The following is a 16,700-nucleotide window of genomic DNA, read 5'->3' on the forward strand; positions in this document are numbered from 1 at the left end:
TTTGGGAGCCATTATCATGTTTGCGGGAAAAAGATGCGTCAGGATGGAGGCACGGAATCTATCCGTGCGTTCTAAGATCTGCCTTGCGGAATTTCCCCGGGGATATCTTCTTATAGCGGCGGAAGGTTTTGATGAAGTAGCTGACGTCATGGAAGCCGCAGTCGTAGGCGATCGCCGTAATGGGGGCATCTTCGTTTTTTAGCTTGGTGCACGCCATTTCAATGCGATAGCGCGTGAGGTATTCAATGGGACTGCGATGCGTCATGCGCTTAAAGAATTTGCAGAAGTAGTTCGGGGATAGGCCGGCAGCATCTGCCATATCATCGAGCGAGATGGATTCTGCGTAGCGCTCGTCGATGAGATGCAAAGCGCGTTTGATCTGGATGATATGCTGGCGGTCAACTTGCTGCTCCTGCTCGCTGAATTGCGGCTGATGGAAAAGCCCTTCCTTGAAGATCACGCCGAAAAAGGCATAAAGCATTCCGAGTACGAGAAATTCATAACCGTTTTTTTGCTCGCGAATGGCATGAAAAAGCAACTCTACGATGGATTGGATTCCTGAACGACCATGCGGCAAGTAGTTATTCACGCGAAGTTCGTGCGAGAGGACGGCATCGATTCGGTCTTTCCCGCTGATGTCATTCTTGAGGAATTTTTGCAAGTCGAAAACGACACATTCGTAGAGGCAGTCGGATGAATCAGGATGGCCGCCATGGATGATGCCGTCCCGAATGAACACGACATCGCCGGCTTCCGCGTGGACCGTTTGCTCGTTGAGGGAAAGGACAAAACGGCCTTGTATGATATGGAGTATTTCGAATTCCATGTGCCAATGGTAAGGCATGTAAAAGCGTGGATGCGTGCGGTCCACGTAGTAGAAGGCAATGGGGAAATCGAATCGGCCGCGTTGCTGGATCTCGTTATAGCTATCGTGCTTCATTGGATGCCTCACTTTCTATATAGGATAATATTGTTATACTTTAGAGTAATATTTTTTTATTTCCATTAGATTATGTTATGAGTTGATAAGCATTCCTGCTTAAGATTCTTATTATTGAGAAAATTCATTAGAGTAAAATTCTCCTATTTATTGTGAGTATAACACAAGAACGGAACCTTCTGCAATGCTATACTATACGCAAGAACAAAGGAGAATAAGAAAAAATTCTCCAAATCCCACCAACGGAAGAGAATGGAGAGGAGCGATCTCAAATGGCAAAGAGCAGACTGGTTGGTGCGTATCCGGTTATCGGCATCCGTCCGACGATTGATGGAAGGCGCGGCGTCCTCGATGTACGCGGCTCGCTTGAAGAACAGACGATGGGCATGGCAAAAGCCGCAGCAGAACTTTTTGAGAAGAATCTAAAGTATACGAACGGTGAGCCTGTCCGCGTCGTCCTCGCGGATACGACGATTGGACGCGTTGCCGAAGCGGCGGCGTGCGCGGCAAAGTTCAAGCGGGAATGCGTGGACATCACGCTGACGGTCACGCCGTGCTGGTGCTACGGATCCGAGACGATGGATATGGATCCCATGACGATCAAGGGCGTTTGGGGATTCAATGGGACGGAACGGCCGGGCGCTGTCTACCTCGCGTCGGTTCTCGCGAGCCATGCACAAAAAGGTCTTCCTGCATTTGGCATCTACGGGCATGACGTGCAAGCTGCAGATGCGAAGGGAATCCCCGAGGATGTGCAGGAAAAGCTGCTGCGCTTCGGACGCGCAGCAGTTGCGGCAGCGACAATGCGAGGCAAATCGTACCTGCAGATCGGATCGATCACGATGGGGATAGCAGGCTCCATCATCAACCCGGAATTTTTTGAGGAATACCTCGGAATGCGCGTCGAATCCGTCGATGAAGTCGAGATCATTCGGCGCATGACGGAAGGCATCTACGATGCAAAGGAATACGAGAAGGCTCTCGCATGGACGAAGGAGCATTGCAAGGAAGGCTTTGACAAGAACCCCGATTTCGCGCGCAAGACCGATGCAGAGAAAAAGAAAGCATGGGAGTTCGTCGTCAAGATGATGTGCATCATCAAAGACCTTTACAACGGCAATCCGAATCTCCCGAAGGGCTGCGAAGAGGAGATGGTCGGACACAATGCCATTGCGGGCGGATTCCAAGGACAGCGGCAATGGACGGACTTTTATCCGAATTGCGATTTCCCGGAAGCCTTGCTCAATTCGTCTTTTGACTGGACGGGCGCGCGTGAGAGCTATGTCCTCGCGACGGAAAACGATACGCTGAATGGCGTTTCGATGCTGTTCAATAAGCTGCTCACGAATCGTGCACAGATCTTTGCCGATGTGCGTACGTATTGGAGCCCGAAGGCCGTCAAGGAAGCCACGGGGTATGATCTCGAAGGCGTTGCAAAGGAAGGCAAGGGCTTCATCCATCTGATCAATTCCGGTGCAGCGTGCCTTGATGCCTGCGGCGAAGCAAAGGATAAAGACGGAAATGGCGCCATCAAGCCCTTCTGGGAGATGACGCAAGCCGATCAGGACGCATGTCTCGAAGCGACGGAATGGTGCCCGGCGGATAATGGATACTTCCGTGGGGGCGGATTCTCTTCCCGTTTCCTGACGCGCGCGGAAATGCCTGCCACGATGGTTCGCTTGAATCTCGTCAAAGGGCTTGGCCCCGTCCTTCAGCTCGTTGAAGGCTACACGGTCAATCTGCCGGAAGAGGTGTCGGACAAGCTATGGAAGCGCACCGACTACACTTGGCCCTGCACTTGGTTCACGCCGCGATTGACGGGAAAGGGCGCATTCCGTTCGGCATACGACGTCATGAACAACTGGGGCGCGAATCACGGCGCGATCAGCTACGGGCATATTGGCGCGGATCTCATCACGCTCTGCTCGATCCTTCGCATTCCGGTTTGCATGCACAATGTGCCGGAAGAGAAGATTTTCCGCCCGGCAGCATGGAATGCGTTCGGCGAGGATAAGGAAGGGCAGGATTATCGCGCTTGTGCAGCCTACGGGCCTATGTATAAGTAAGAAAAAGGCAGGGAGGGCTTTTTATGGCAAAGACGAAACGGGTCTTGGCTGTGGATTTCGGCGCTTCCAGCGGGCGGGTCATGTGTGCGGAGTTTGACGGAGCGCGCATCGCGCTCCGCGAGCTTCACCGCTTTTCAAACGATCCCGTTATCGTGCGGGGCACGATGTATTGGGATGTCCTGCGGCTCTTTCACGAGATCAAGCAGGGGCTTTTAAAGGCGAAATCCGTCGGGCCTATCGACAGCATGGCCGTCGACACGTGGGGCGTTGACTTCGCCCTTTTGGATGAGATGGGGAACCTGCTCGAAAATCCGGTCCATTATCGTGACAAGCGAACGAGCGGGATGCTGGAGGAAGTGTTCCGTCATATTTCCGCGGCGGAGCTCTACGCGGCAACGGGCAATCAGCTCATGGAGATCAATACGGCATTTCAATTGCGCGCCGTGCAAAGGCGCAGGCCGGACTTGCTTGCGCGCGCCGAAACCCTGCTCATGATGCCGGATCTGTTCCATTATATGCTGACCGGGGAGGCGTGCGCAGAGGTTTCCATCGCTTCCACGACGCAGCTCATGGACGCGCAGACGCAGGATTGGTCGCAGGAGGTCTTGAAAGCACTGGGACTGCCGCCGTCGCTTTTCCCGCATATCGTTCCGTCAGGGACTCGGATCGGGCGCCTCGATGCTCAAATTGCGGAAGAGCTCGGCATTGAGCGAATCCCGGTCATTGCTGTAGCGGGACATGACACACAGAGTGCGATGGTTTCCGTGCCGACAAAGAAAGAAAATTTTGTCTTTTTGTCCTGCGGGACGTGGTCGCTGCTGGGAACCGAGCTTCGCGATCCGATCCTCACCGAAAAAGCGCGGCTCGCAGACTATACAAATGAGCGCGGCTATGGCGGCAGGGTATCGTTCCTCAAGAACATCATCGGGCTTTGGCTGGTGCAGGAAAGCCGCCGCCAATGGATGCGTGAGGGACGCAGCTATGCGTTTGGCGAGCTCGAACAGATGGCAGGGAAAACGAAGCCGTTTCAGTCGCTTGTCGATCCCGATGCGCCGGAATTTGTGCCATCGGGCGATCTGCCGAAGCGCATCCGCGCCTATTGCGAGCGGACGCATCAGCATATACCGCAGAGCGAGGGCGAAATCATTCGCTGCATAGATGAGAGCCTCGCACTCAAATATCGGGCAGCGCTTGCGCAGTTGGAAGACTGCGTGCCGGAAACGCGGGGAGCAGAAATCCATATCCTCGGCGGAGGCGTGCAGAGCGGTTTGCTTTGCCAAATGACAGCGGATGCTTGTGGGCGAAATATCTTGGCGGGCCCGATCGAGGCGACGGTCATGGGCAATGTGCTCGTACAGCTTTTGGCGTCGGGAGCGCTTGGAAGTCTCGAAGAGGCGCGGCAGGCCGTGCGAGACTCGGAACCGTGCCGCACGTATGTGCCGGCGGATCCGGCTGCGTGGGATGCCGCCTATGAGAAATGGAAGGAGATCGTAGCATGCTGAAAGGAATTCCCAAAATTTTGTCGCCGGAGCTGTTGCGCGTCCTCGCCGAAATGGGGCACAGCGATCGCATCGTGATCGCGGATGGCAATTTTCCGGCGGAGTCCATCGGAAAAAACGCGGTCGTGGTGCGCGCTGACGGCCATGGCGTGCCGGAGCTTTTGGATGCGATCTTGCAGCTTTTTCCGCTCGATTCGTACACCGAGCATCCCGTGAACCTCATGGAGGTCATGCCCGGCGATCCCGCGAAAACGCCGATTTGGGATACGTACCGTGAAATTGTCACACGCCATGACACGCGCGGCGCGAAGGCAATCGGCACGATCGAACGCTTCCAATTTTACGAAGAAGCACGAAAGGCTTATGCGATCGTGACGACGAGCGAGATGGCAATTTACGCGAATATCATGCTGCAAAAAGGCGTCGTTACGGAGTGACGGGAGACGGGAGACAGGAAAATGGCATACGAGAAGATAAAGGATGAAATTTGCGACGTCTGCCACAAGATGTGGCAGCTTGGCTGGGTCGCAGCGAATGACGGCAATGTGTCCGTGAAGCTGCCGGACGGAACGCTGATGGTGACGCCGACCGGTATCAGCAAAAGCTTTATCACGCCGGAGAAGCTCGTCCATATCGATAGGGACGGCAAGATCTTAGAGGCAGAGGAGGGGTATCGTCCGTCATCGGAGATCAAAATGCACCTTCGCTGCTACAAGGAACGTGAGGATGTCGGGGCGGCGCTTCATGCACACCCGCCGACGGCGACAGGATTTGCCGTCGCGCATGTTCCTTTGGATCGCTACGACATGATCGAGACCGTCGCGACGCTTGGCTCGATCCCGATCACGCCGTATGGGACGCCGTCGACGCAGGAAGTGCCGGATGCGATTGCACCGTACCTCGCGGAACACGATGCCGTTCTGCTTGAGAATCATGGCGCGCTCACCGTCGGTGCGACCCTCATCGATGCTTACTATCGGATGGAAACGGTGGAACTTTTTGCCAAAATCAACCTGACCGCCTATATGCTTGGCGGCCCGAAGGAGATTTCGAGGGAGAATATCGACAAGCTCATCGAGCTGCGGAAATACTACGGCATCACAGGCAGGCATCCCGGATACAAGCATTACGCATCGGACAAATAAAGCAGTCAGAGGAGAGTGTACATTTATGAAGTCGGAATTAAACGGGACGGTTTCCCCGCCCATGGAGGCGCAGGATATGCCTGTCGTTTCGAAGGAAAACCGCGTGTATTTCATGCTTTTGGTATCGTGCTTTGCGTTATGGGGACTCCTGAACAACATGACGGATAATCTCGTCCCGTCTTTTGCGAAGATCTTTATGATCAAAGCAGTCGATTCCTCGCTCGTACAGGTTGCATTCTACGGCGCCTATGCCGTGCTTGCGCTTCCTGCCGCCTTTATTATCAAGCGCTACTCGTATCGTGTAGGCGTCCTTGTCGGACTCGGGTTTTACATGGTCGGTGCATTTGGATATATTCCGGCTGCGCTTTTGCAAAGCTATAATCTTTTCCTTGTATCGATCTTCATACTCGCAGGCGGGCTTTCCGTCCTTGAAACGACGTGCAACCCGTTCGTCCTGTCGCTCGGTGCGCAGGAGACGAGCGTGCGGCGGCTCAATTTTGCACAGGCATTCAATCCGCTCGGCTCGATGGCAGGCCTTTTCCTCGCCAAGTACGTCATTCTCGCTCATCTCAATCCCGCCACACTCGATGATCGGCTCGCGATGGGCGCGTCGGAGCTTGCCGCACTTCGCGACAGCGAGTTGTTTTGGGTCTGCGTTCCGTATGTCGGCCTGATCCTCATTGCCTTTGTCATCTGGTGCGTGTTCTTCCGCAGCAAGCTCAGCGACAAGGATGCGGCAGACGAGATGACGGTTGCCGAGGCGCTCAAGAGGCTGCTCTCGATTCCCCGTTACTACTGCGGCGTGATGGCCCAGTTCTTCTATGTCGGCGTGCAGATTGCCGTTTGGACCTGGACGATCAAGTATGCCATGACGAACTTGCATGTCATTGAAGCAGAGGCGGCAAATTTCTACATCTACTCCATCTTCCTTTTCATCGGCTGCCGCTGGCTCTGCACGTATCTCATGAAGTATATCACGCCGGCCAAAATGATGGCGGCGTTCGCCGCAGGCGGCATTGTCTGCAGCATCGGTACCGTCTACCTGCCGATTGACGTTTCCATCTACACGCTGATTGCGATTTCCGGGTGCATGAGCTTGATGTTCCCCACGATTTACGGCATTGCACTGCGCGGGCTTGGCCCAGAGGTCAAGTTCGGCGCGGCAGGGCTTATCATGGCGATCCTTGGCGGCGCGATCATCACGCCGATGATGGGCGGGCTCGTCGACAACAGCACGCTTGCCTTCCTGGTCAGCGGCTTTACGCCGGAGGAAACGGCAATCCGCTCCGCATTCTTCCTCCCTGCGTTCTGCTTTGCCGTCGTTTTCGCCTATGCACTGCGCTTCCGCCATGCACAGGAAGAGTCGTGAAGACAGGCGTAACATATCGAGATGGATGCGATTCGCAGCCGATCGCATTCACGGGGAAAACAACGCACATAAAGACGCATGCTCCATAAGAGCGTGCGCCTTTTTTTGCGTGCCAGTCTTTGTGCGGCACGCATGCCTGGGACGTTCGACCTAGGGAAAGGAGCACACACGCGTAATTCTTGCGGGAAGCGAGGGGATTTGCTATACTATGAAAGTTAGATGGAAGAACTTCGGTTATATTGAATGAAGGATCAGAGAACAAATGCGAAGAACGCGAAAGAGAAAACGTAGTTTTCGACGTGTCAGGCGAGCGGCCATCCTGCTGCTTGTCCTCGCCCTCGTGGCGGCTTGCTGCTATGCAGCATGGCAGAAGGGCGCGTTTCGCTTAGGGGATCCGGCAGGCAAGCAGGACGGCATCACGCATATCATGATCATGGGGGTCGACCGGCGCAGCGACGACGTCGGGCGCAGCGATACCTTGATGGTCGCATCGGTCGATACGGCAAAGGAAAAGGCGGCGCTTCTCTCCATCCCGCGTGACACGCGCGTTGCGATCGAGGGAAATGGGAACGACAAGATCAATCACGCTTACGCGTTCGGCGGGCATAAGCTCACGCAGAAGAGTGTCGAGGGGCTTCTCGGTGTCAAGATCGACCACTACATCCTCATCGACACGAGAGCATTTGAACGCATCATCGATGCGATTGGCGGCATAGATATCAACGTCCGGAAGCGCATGCACTATGAAGATCCGTGGGATGACGACGGGGGGCTTGTCATCGACTTTTACCCCGGCGAACAGCACATGGATGGCAAGAAGGCGATGGAGTACGTGCGCTACCGCGATGGCGAGGGCGATATCGGGCGCATTGGACGCCAGCAGACTTTTATGAAGGCGGTGCTCGCAAAGCTCATTTCGCCCGATATGCTCCCGCGCCTGCCGCAGGTCATCGAGGAGGTCCGCACTTCGATGGAGACGGATATGTCGGCGATGGAGCTTCTCGGCTTTGCCAGGGTCCTGAAGGGCGTACAGGCGCAGGGACTCGAGGCGAAGATGGTGCCCGGAAGCCCCGGCTTCCACGAGGATATCAGCTATTGGCTGCCGGATATCCCCGAACTGCGCGGCCTGCTCGCTTCCGAGATGGGGCGGACGCTCTCGGAGAAGGAGAAGGAACAGGCGCAGAAGGACGAAGACGCGTACTTCGCGGCGCTGCCGAAAGACCTCAAGGTCATCGCACAGAAATCGCAGGGAAGCGCGTCACTCGGCGAAAGCGCGGGGGATGAGCCGGCAGAAAAGCCGATGAGACCGAAGGAGATCTCCGTCATGGTCATCAATTCGAGTGGGATCAACGGTGCGGGAGCAGAGGTCGCAGCAGTGCTGCAGCGCAAGGGATTCATCATTTCGGGGGTCGAGACGGGACGGACGAGTTCGCGCGAGCAGACGACGATCACGACCGCGACGCGCAATACGGATGTATTTTACGGCATGCCGTTCCCGTGCATCATCATGGACGGAGGCAGCTCGAACCAGGCTGTCGTCAACATCGGCCTTGACTACAGGAAAACCGGCAGGAAAGACAGCAAATAGATCGGCAGGAAGGGGAGCGGCGGTTGAGTTCGCTGAAGGCAATCGGCCTCAAGAAGGCATTCGGTATCGAGACGCTTTTTCACGATGTGACGTTTGAAGTCGCGCATGGGGACAAGGTCGGATTTGTCGGCGCAAACGGCGCGGGCAAGACGACGCTCATGCGCTGTCTTTTAGGGCAGGAAGAGCTCGACAGCGGCACGGTGCAATTCGAAGGTGCCGCTTCGATCGGCTACGTCGAGCAGCAGGCGGAGTTCGGAGACGGGACGCTCTACGAGGAGTTTCTCCGCGCCTTCCGCGACGTCATCGCGCTCGGCGCGAAGAAGCGCGAGCTTGAGGTGCGCATCGCAAGCGACCACAGCGAGGAAACGATGGCGGCGTACAGCCGCGTCGCATTTCGGTTCGAGCAGCTCGGCGGCTACGATTACGAGGCGCGCATCCGCCGCGTCGCCTTTGGGCTTGGATTTACAGAAGAGGACTTGGAAAAGGAAGCCAGCTGCTTTTCGGGGGGGCAGAAGACGCGCATCTGTCTCACAAAGGCGCTTTTGCGCGAACCGGATTTCCTTTTCCTCGATGAGCCGACGAATCATCTTGACGTCCGCATGATCGAGTGGCTGGAAGGGTTCCTTCGCGCCTATTCGGGTGGCGTGCTCATCATCTCGCATGACCGCTACTTCCTGGATCGCACCGCGACGCGCATCCTGGAGCTTGCGGGGCGTACGGTCACGAGCTACGAGGGCAACTACACGTACTTCATGAAAGTCAAGACCGAGCGCCGCGCCGCGCTCCAATCCGCCTACGAGAAGCAGCAGGAGCACATCCGAAAGACGGAGGAGTACATCCGCCGCTACAAGGCGGGCATCAAGAGCAAGCAGGCGCGCGGCAGGCAGAGCCAGCTGAACCGCCTTGCGCGCATCGTGCTGCCGCCTGAGGAGGCGGCCTTCAATTCCTTTGCGTTCAGTGCCCCTCCGGCGTGCGCGCAGCGCGTCGCAGAGCTTGAAGACGTCCGTGTCGCGTTTGGCGGGCATACGGTATTCGAGCATCTTTCGCTGTGTATTCGGAACGGGGATGGCGTCGCACTCGTCGGACCGAACGGTGCGGGCAAGACGACGCTCCTTCGCCTGCTCGTCGGCGAGATCGAGCCGCAGGGCGCAGGCCGCGTGAAGATCGGCAGCCGGGTCAAGATCGGCTATTTCTCGCAGCAGCACGAAGGGCTCAACCCAGACCATACCATTCTCGAAGAGCTTCAGTCGGATTTCGGGCTCGGCGAGGAACAGGCGCGCCGTTACCTCGGGGCGTTCCTATTCCACGGCGACGAAGTGCTTCGCCGCATCGGCTCGCTTTCGGGCGGCGAGCAGTCGCGCGTCGCATTTTTGAAACTCATGCTCACGGGCGCGAATTTTCTCGTGCTCGATGAGCCGACAAACCATCTCGACATTCCCGCGCGCGAGGCAGTCGAAGAAGCGCTCATGGCGTACCCCGGCACATTTCTTGCCGTCTCGCATGACCGCTACTTCCTCGACAAAGTCGCGAATTGCACGTTTGAGCTGGAGGGAGGCAGGCTGAAGGAGTATTTCGGCGGCTACAGCTACTATCAAATGAAAAAGGAAGCGGAGCGCGAAGAGGCCGCAGAGGAAGCGGCAGAGCGGAAAGAGGCGGAGCGCGAAAAAGCGGCCAAGGAAAAGGCACGTGAAAAAGAGTGCGCACGGCGGCAGCGGGCAGAGCGCGGCGGAAGCGAGCCGCGCGGGAAAGCGCAGGCGGAAGCAGCGGCGCGCGAGGCGGCGGAAACGAGCCGCATCCAAGGCATGAGCGAAGCGCGGCGCGAGGAAATGATCCAGCGCGCCGAGGCGGAGATCGCCATGGCGGAAGCGGAACTCAAGGGGCTTGAGGTTTCGATAAACGATCCCGCCGTGCAGAAAGACCCTGAAAAGAGCCGTGAGATCGCGGCGGAATACGCGGCAAAGGAGCGGGAAATCGAGCAGCGCTACGCGAGGTGGGAAACGCTGACGGAGGCGTAACGAGTGTTGGCGCAGACCGGGCGGCGTGACGGACGATGAGGAGGGAGCAAATGCCGGACAAGCGAAATGAGCAGACGATCCTCGGATTTGGCGATGAACCCGCGCCCGAGGAGCTTGAAGGCAGCGTTGACAGCGTTGTCTTCACGAATGACGAAGGCAGCTTCTCCGTCTTTCGCCTGCGTCCGGCAGGCGGGAACAGCCGTGTCTCGGTCACGGCGCCGTGCGCTGCGCCGCTCGTGGGGCAACAGGTGCGCCTTGCGGGCACGTGGGTCAATCATCCGCGCTTCGGGCAGCAGTTCAAGGCGCGGTCGCTGCGCGTTGAGGCACCGTCGAGCGCAAAGGGCATCGAGCGCTTCCTCGCCTCGGGGGCAGTGGAGGGAATCGGCCCTGCGATGGCAGCGCGCATCGTAAAGAAGTTCGGCACGGATGCGCTGCGGATCATCGAGGAACAGCCGCATCAGCTCCAAGAGGTTGCGGGCATCGGCAGGAAGACGGCGGAGAAGATCGCCGCATCCTATCGCGCGCAGACGGAGCTGCGTGAGATCATGGTATGGCTTGAGGGACATGGCATATCGGGCACGTTTGCCGCGCGCATCTTCAAGGCCTATTCGTCCTTTTCGCTCGATGTGCTCCAGCATCATCCGTACCAGCTCGCACGCGAAATCGAAGGCATCGGCTTTCAGACGGCGGACGCGATCGCCGCGAGCCTCGGTGTCGCAGGCGATGACACGGAGCGCGTAGCGGCGGGCATTGACTACGCGCTGCAGCAGATCGCGACAAATGGGCATTGCTGCATCCCCGAAGGCCCGCTCGCCGAGAAGGCGGCAAAGCTCCTCGGCGTTCCTGCGGCGCGCGTGCGCGACGTGATACAGGCGCAGCTCGCCGCAAAGCGGCTCGCCGTCGAGTACGAGGGCGCGGACATGCTCATCTACCCATCGCAGCTCTACCGCGCGGAATGTGCCGTCGCCGAAAAGCTCCTCGATTTGCAGAAAAACGCGCATGCCGTCGCGGGCGCGGATCGTGGCGCGGCCCTTGTCGCAAAGTGGGAGCGGAAGACAGGCCTGTCGCTTGCACCAGCACAGCGCGATGCCGTCGCAAGCGTGCTCGAACACGGCGTATTTGTCCTCACGGGCGGACCTGGCACGGGCAAGACGACGGTCGTCCGCGCGATGCTCGACCTCTTGGAGGAAAAGGGGCTTTCGATCCTGCTCGGTGCGCCGACTGGGCGCGCGGCAAAGCGTCTTGCGGAAGCGACGGGGCGAAAGGCGGTGACCGTTCACCGCATGCTCGAAGCGCAGGGCATCCGCGGCACGGTACAGTTCCTGCGCAGCGAGGACGAGCCGCTCGAAACGGACGCTGTTATCCTGGACGAGGTTTCGATGATGGATATTATGCTCATGGCGCACTTTCTCGCCGCCGTTCCGATGGGCTGCCGTGTCGTCTTCGTCGGCGATGTCGATCAGCTTCCTGCCGTCGGCCCCGGCGCTGTCCTGAAGGACATCCTGCGCTCGAAAGCCGTGCCGAGCGTGCGCCTGACGGAAGTCTTTCGCCAGCAGGGCGAGAGCAGCATCGTCATGAATGCGCATGCGATCAATGCAGGACGCGAGCCCGTGGCCGTGCGCGACGTGGGCGCGGAGTTTCAGTTTTGGGAGCTTCCCGATGCCGCGACGACGGCGGAGAAGATCGTCTCGCTCTGTGCGAACTTCCTGCCGCAGAAGGGGTTCTCGCCGCTTTCGGACGTGCAGGTGCTCGCGCCGATGCATCGGCAGGAGTGCGGCGTCGACAATCTCAACCGCCTGCTGCAGGAAGCGCTCAATCCGAAGTCGCAGGCAAAGCCGGAGTACGTCGGTGCCTCGCATACGTTCCGGCTCGGTGATAAGGTCATGCAGACGAAGAACAACTACACGAAGCAGGTATTCAACGGCGATATCGGCTTTATCACGGCACTCGACGCGAGCGGGCTTTCCGTGCGCTTCGGCGAGGGGCTTGTCGTCGGCTACGAGCGCGGCGAGCTAGGCGAGCTGCAGCTCGCCTACGCGATGAGCGTTCATAAGAGCCAAGGCAGTGAGTATCCAGTTATCGTCCTGCCGCTCGTCGCGGGCCATCGCATCATGCTGCAGCGCAATCTCCTCTACACGGCCGTGACGCGCGCCAGGGAGAAGGTCATTCTGCTCGGCTCGCGCGCAGCGCTTCGGACTGCCGTCGAGAACGATCGGACGAAGCGTCGCTATACGCTGCTCGCCGAGCGTCTCGCGCGGAGAAAATGAGGAGGGCGGGCACGTATCGGCGCGCCGGCTTGATTTCTTGCGGTTTCATAGTAAAATAGTAAATTAATAGTGGTAATCATACGAATGAATGGAAAGGGAGGAGAATCCTATGAGATATGCACTTCGCCTGTTTTTCGCCGTCTGCGCCTTGGCTGTGATGCTTGCGGTGCAAATGGGCGCGGCATACGCCGCAGATGGCTGGTATTGGCTCTCGTCCGATGACAAGTACAGCAAGTTCTACGATCCGTCGTCCGTCGTCGTCACACATACGGCTTCTACTTCACGCGGCAAGATCGCGACGGAGATCGCTGCATGGACGAAAACCTCCTACAGCTACGAGGGCGCCAAGGAAACGATCGATGCGTACGGGCTGAAGGCGGTCATTCTCGATCCGTCGCAGTTCGCCTACAGCCTTGCGGAGATCGTCATCAACCCGCAGAACCGCACGCTGCAGTACGCGAAGGAAGAGTTCTGCGATGCTTCCGGCAAGGTGCTTTGGTCGCATGCCGATGGACGCGCCAAGGAGATCACGAGCCAGGAGTTTGACGAGGGATTCTACGATGCCGTTGTGGACCAAGTCTTTGCCATCGGCGAAGCAAAGCGTGCCAAGGCGGATGACCGCTGGATCACGCTTTGGGACAGTGTGGCGCCGGACGGCACGCGCATGCACGTGACCGGCGATACGACGACGATGCGCATGAAAGGCGAAAACCTCATCTTTTGGAAATGGGCGGAGACGAAGGACAGCGCAGGGCACGTCATGGAGATCCAGTTCCAAAAGGCGGCAGTCAACCTCCCGCAGGGAACGGAGCGCATCATAAAGGGGACGCGCTGGACGCCCGCTTCGGGCTGGAAGGACTTGGATGACGACATGGACGGCGCCTATCGCATGATCCCGCCTACGAGCGTCGCGTACAAGGGAATCGAGAAGCTGCGCGCCTATGCAGCAGGCTATTCGATGTGGCTCAACCGCTATAGCATTGAAGATTAAGGAAGTGCCGTATGCCAATTAAGATACCGAACAACCTGCCGGCGGCTCACGTCCTTGAGGGAGAGAATATCTTCGTCATGGATGCGGATCGCGCCTACAGTCAGGACATCCGTCCGCTTCGGCTGATCATCTTGAACCTCATGCCCATCAAGTCGGTTACGGAGACGCAGCTCCTGCGCCTTTTGGGCAATACCTCCCTGCAGGTGGAAGTGGACTTCATCTACACGGAGTCGTATGTGCCGAGCCACACGTCGCATGCGTACCTCACGGAGTTTTACGGCACGTTTGCCGAGGTGCGCCACAAAAAGTACGACGGCATGATCATCACAGGCGCGCCCGTCGAAAACATGGCATTCGAGGAAGTCGCCTACTGGGACGAAGTCGCGGAGATCATGGAGTGGAGCAAGAAACACGTCTATTCCGTCTTCCACATTTGCTGGGGCGCACAGGCGGGGCTCTACTACCACTACGGCATCAAGAAGCACGATGTGCCCCAAAAGATTTTCGGCGTTTACCCGCACCACCTCTGCGTCGAGCACGAGAAGCTCCTGCGCGGATTTGACGATATCTTCTACGTGCCGCACTCGCGCTATACGGAAAACCGGCGTGAGGATATCGAGCGCGTGCCGGAGCTTGCCATACTCGCGGAAGCGGAAGGCGAGGCGGGACCCTATATCATCGCGAACCTCGAGGCGCGCCAATTCTTCATCACGGGGCATGCGGAGTACGACCCGCTGACGCTCAAGCAGGAATACGACCGCGACGAAGCGGCGGGGCTCCATCCGAACATCCCGCAGAACTACTATCCGGATGATGACCCGCGGCAGACCCCCGTCGTCCGCTGGCGTTCCGTTGCGCATCTTCTCTTCGCGAACTGGCTCAATTACTACGTCTATCAGGAAACGCCGTATGAACTCGACAGCCTCTACAAGGAACGCGACTGATCGATTCAGCGGGATTTCATTTGCGTGCGTTACGATAACGTCGTCATTTGATAAGATCCGTTTCCTTGAATACGGTGATGGGACAGGCAGGAGTGATTGGGCATGAAGCGATGGTTCTTTGGTGTGCTGGGAGCAGCCGCAATCCTAGCGGCGATCCTTCCCAAAGGGACGGAGGCTGCGGTGCTTGTGCCCGAGTACATCTACGAGTGGGTGCAGTCGACCGCGCGCCAGAGCTACTACTTCAACAAGGCGCAAATGCACTACGGCGTCAAGGACGGCATCGTCGATCTCAATATACTTGTCGTGCCGACGCTGCGCACTTACGACGCCATCCAAATACAGGATGTCGTCTCAAAAAGGCGGTGGAAGCAGCTCTCCCTCGACGGCTACGACGGCCTCGTCGGAGCAGCAGAGTATCTGACGCTGAACCTCAAGGAGGGAACCGTGCGCATCACGCAGCACGACGACCTCGATCAGGACTGGGGCACGATCTTTTCCGACAAGCGCAGCGACGAAGAGCCCATAAGGCTCGCGAATCTTTCCGATAAGGACGTCGACGGCAAGTTCTATCAAGCGATCATCGCGTATGCGAATGCCCATCAGATCGAGATCGCTTCCCGCACGAATGGAACGCTTACGGAAGCGGACAAGAAGATACTCGAAGCGAAGCGCAAGGAATGGAGCAAGGCGCAGTATGAGAAGGATCATCCTGAGGAAGGGAACCAGCACGGCGCGAAGGATAAGAAGGATAACAAGAAGAAAAACCGAACCTAGAAAAACCGAACCTAAAAGAAGGACTGCCGCATGGGAGCAGTCCTTCTTCTATTGGAAAATCAATGGTCGTAAAGCAGCACCACATGACCGCAATTTCGCGTCTCCTTCATCGCGATGACGCGCTGGTTGCGCGAGCCGCGGAAGTGGAGCGTGAGGTCGCGCTCGGCTTCGCGGTAGTCGCCGTCGACGAGGACGTCCACGGAAGCGAGCAGTGCGTCCGTCGCCGCATCGCCTTTTGCGCGCAGTTCCTCGAAGGTGAATCCCGTGTAGCACCATACGTCAAGGCCTGCCGCATGGAGCTTTTTGGCGAGGACGGCGAGCGGTGCAGCTTGCAGGAACGGCTCGCCACCGCTGAACGTCACGCCGGTGAGCAGCGGATTCTTCCGAATTTGGGCGAAGAGCGAATCGACCGTTTCCGCCCTGCCGCCCGTGAGCGGCTGCGTCTCTTCGTTCTGGCAGCCGGGACAGTGGCGCGGGCAGCCCTGCACGAAGATCGTAAAGCGCACGCCGTCGCCGTCAACGACGGACTCGTCGACGACGCCCGCAACCTGTAGGGTTTCATTCATGGGGAGTACCTCGATAGACAGAAAGAGAGCCGTTGCCGTGGAGGGACAGGCAGCGGCTCGCAAGGGGTTGGCGATCGGTGCGGGTCAGTGGAGCCCGTGCTTGACGCGCTCGTGTTCTTCAGCCTGCTTCGCATCGTTCCAACGGTCGACGGTTCCGACGAGATAGCCTGTGATGCGGCGGATGCGCTCGAATTTCTGCGGCTGGAGCACGTACTCGATCGCGATCTTCCCATTCTCGGCCGGGGAGAGATCGAGACTGCTGACACGCTCGTTCGTCTTCTGCTCGACGCAGTCGATATAGCTTGCGATTTCCTGCTCGGAAATATGGGAAAGCCCGTTTACGGTCACGTTGATGCCGTTTACTACCATTGTGGTCACCTGTCCTTGTCCAAAATAGGGGAGGCGCTGCGCCTCCTTGTAGCCTGCATGTTTAAGCACGGATGCGACACGGATGCGATCTGCATCGCCTCGGCTAAACTCGAATCGATTATACAATATCTACTGATACCGAGTCAAGGGCACTACCATATCTTGCA

General features: G+C 57.8%; 14 protein-coding genes. 11 read left to right on the forward strand and 3 right to left on the reverse strand.

The genetic code is table 11. The features are described from left to right. Positions 1 to 58: 58 nt before the first annotated feature. Positions 59 to 940 (reverse strand): helix-turn-helix transcriptional regulator, encoded by an 882-nt coding sequence (locus HMPREF1985_RS04835; RefSeq protein ID WP_021771379.1) that lies wholly within the window; start codon positions 938 to 940, stop codon positions 59 to 61. Positions 941 to 1,212: 272 nt separating this feature from the next. Between HMPREF1985_RS04835 and HMPREF1985_RS04840 the strand changes: the two genes are divergently transcribed. The 11 genes from HMPREF1985_RS04840 (at position 1,213) to HMPREF1985_RS04890 (ending at position 15,598) form a co-directional block, all read left to right on the forward strand. After that, positions 1,213 to 3,006, forward strand: a complete 1,794-nt coding sequence (locus HMPREF1985_RS04840; RefSeq protein WP_021771381.1) for an L-fucose isomerase — start codon at positions 1,213 to 1,215, stop codon at positions 3,004 to 3,006. A gap of 23 nt (positions 3,007 to 3,029) precedes the next feature. After that, on the forward strand, positions 3,030 to 4,508 hold the full coding sequence (locus tag HMPREF1985_RS04845) for a rhamnulokinase (RefSeq protein ID WP_021771382.1): 1,479 nt from the start codon (positions 3,030 to 3,032) through the stop codon (positions 4,506 to 4,508). After that, entirely contained in the window at positions 4,502 to 4,942 is a 441-nt protein-coding gene (locus HMPREF1985_RS04850) for an RbsD/FucU family protein (RefSeq protein ID WP_021771383.1), read from the forward strand. The genes HMPREF1985_RS04845 and HMPREF1985_RS04850 overlap by 7 nt, the downstream gene beginning before the upstream one ends. Positions 4,943 to 4,963: 21 nt before the next feature. Then, a complete protein-coding gene (locus HMPREF1985_RS04855) occupies positions 4,964 to 5,650 on the forward strand; it encodes a class II aldolase/adducin family protein (RefSeq protein WP_021771384.1) in 687 nt (228 codons plus the stop codon). Between the two features lie 25 nt (positions 5,651 to 5,675). Continuing rightward, positions 5,676 to 7,019, forward strand: coding sequence for an L-fucose:H+ symporter permease (gene fucP, locus HMPREF1985_RS04860; RefSeq protein ID WP_021771385.1), 1,344 nt, complete (start codon positions 5,676 to 5,678; stop codon positions 7,017 to 7,019). A 262-nt stretch (positions 7,020 to 7,281) separates the two neighbouring features. Then, positions 7,282 to 8,607, forward strand: coding sequence for an LCP family protein (locus tag HMPREF1985_RS04865; protein WP_021771387.1), 1,326 nt, complete (start codon positions 7,282 to 7,284; stop codon positions 8,605 to 8,607). 23 nt (positions 8,608 to 8,630) lie between these two features. Beyond that, positions 8,631 to 10,622, forward strand: coding sequence for an ABC-F family ATP-binding cassette domain-containing protein (locus HMPREF1985_RS04870; protein WP_021771388.1), 1,992 nt, complete (start codon positions 8,631 to 8,633; stop codon positions 10,620 to 10,622). Positions 10,623 to 10,672: 50 nt separating this feature from the next. Then, positions 10,673 to 12,889 carry an SF1B family DNA helicase RecD2 gene (locus HMPREF1985_RS04875; protein ID WP_040637115.1) on the forward strand — a complete coding sequence of 739 codons (2,217 nt, stop codon included), beginning with the start codon at positions 10,673 to 10,675 and terminating at the stop codon, positions 12,887 to 12,889. A 109-nt stretch (positions 12,890 to 12,998) separates the two neighbouring features. Then, positions 12,999 to 13,880 (forward strand): hypothetical protein, encoded by an 882-nt coding sequence (locus HMPREF1985_RS04880; protein ID WP_040637117.1) that lies wholly within the window; start codon positions 12,999 to 13,001, stop codon positions 13,878 to 13,880. 11 nt (positions 13,881 to 13,891) lie between these two features. Continuing rightward, positions 13,892 to 14,824 (forward strand): homoserine O-acetyltransferase MetA, encoded by a 933-nt coding sequence (gene metA, locus HMPREF1985_RS04885; protein WP_021771391.1) that lies wholly within the window; start codon positions 13,892 to 13,894, stop codon positions 14,822 to 14,824. A gap of 102 nt (positions 14,825 to 14,926) precedes the next feature. Then, entirely contained in the window at positions 14,927 to 15,598 is a 672-nt protein-coding gene (locus HMPREF1985_RS04890) for a hypothetical protein (RefSeq protein WP_021771392.1), read from the forward strand. 59 nt (positions 15,599 to 15,657) lie between these two features. Here HMPREF1985_RS04890 and nrdG read toward each other — a convergent pair whose 3' ends face one another. Beyond that, the gene (gene nrdG, locus HMPREF1985_RS04895) at positions 15,658 to 16,164 is read right to left on the reverse strand and encodes an anaerobic ribonucleoside-triphosphate reductase activating protein (RefSeq protein ID WP_021771393.1); all 507 of its coding nucleotides are present in this window, start codon (positions 16,162 to 16,164) and stop codon (positions 15,658 to 15,660) included. Between the two features lie 84 nt (positions 16,165 to 16,248). Then, positions 16,249 to 16,533, reverse strand: a complete 285-nt coding sequence (gene nrdD, locus HMPREF1985_RS04900) for an anaerobic ribonucleoside-triphosphate reductase (protein ID WP_040637119.1) — start codon at positions 16,531 to 16,533, stop codon at positions 16,249 to 16,251. Positions 16,534 to 16,700: the final 167 nt, after the last annotated feature.

The sequence above is a fragment of the Mitsuokella sp. oral taxon 131 str. W9106 genome, from assembly GCF_000469545.1.
Taxonomy (GTDB): Bacteria; Bacillota; Negativicutes; order Selenomonadales; family Selenomonadaceae; genus AWVT01.

Bases quoted from the DNA above. Each gene is read 5' to 3' on its own strand.
- HMPREF1985_RS04835 (WP_021771379.1), bottom strand. From the start codon at position 940: ATGAAGCACGATAGCTATAACGAGATCCAGCAACGCGGCCGATTCGAT.
- HMPREF1985_RS04840 (WP_021771381.1), top strand. From the start codon at position 1,213: ATGGCAAAGAGCAGACTGGTTGGTGCGTATCCGGTTATCGGCATCCGT.
- HMPREF1985_RS04845 (WP_021771382.1), top strand. From the start codon at position 3,030: ATGGCAAAGACGAAACGGGTCTTGGCTGTGGATTTCGGCGCTTCCAGC.
- HMPREF1985_RS04850 (WP_021771383.1), top strand. From the start codon at position 4,502: ATGCTGAAAGGAATTCCCAAAATTTTGTCGCCGGAGCTGTTGCGCGTC.
- HMPREF1985_RS04855 (WP_021771384.1), top strand. From the start codon at position 4,964: ATGGCATACGAGAAGATAAAGGATGAAATTTGCGACGTCTGCCACAAG.
- fucP (WP_021771385.1), top strand. From the start codon at position 5,676: ATGAAGTCGGAATTAAACGGGACGGTTTCCCCGCCCATGGAGGCGCAG.
- HMPREF1985_RS04865 (WP_021771387.1), top strand. From the start codon at position 7,282: ATGCGAAGAACGCGAAAGAGAAAACGTAGTTTTCGACGTGTCAGGCGA.
- HMPREF1985_RS04875 (WP_040637115.1), top strand. From the start codon at position 10,673: ATGCCGGACAAGCGAAATGAGCAGACGATCCTCGGATTTGGCGATGAA.
- HMPREF1985_RS04880 (WP_040637117.1), top strand. From the start codon at position 12,999: ATGAGATATGCACTTCGCCTGTTTTTCGCCGTCTGCGCCTTGGCTGTG.
- metA (WP_021771391.1), top strand. From the start codon at position 13,892: ATGCCAATTAAGATACCGAACAACCTGCCGGCGGCTCACGTCCTTGAG.
- HMPREF1985_RS04890 (WP_021771392.1), top strand. From the start codon at position 14,927: ATGAAGCGATGGTTCTTTGGTGTGCTGGGAGCAGCCGCAATCCTAGCG.
- nrdG (WP_021771393.1), bottom strand. From the start codon at position 16,164: ATGAATGAAACCCTACAGGTTGCGGGCGTCGTCGACGAGTCCGTCGTT.
- nrdD (WP_040637119.1), bottom strand. From the start codon at position 16,533: ATGGTAGTAAACGGCATCAACGTGACCGTAAACGGGCTTTCCCATATT.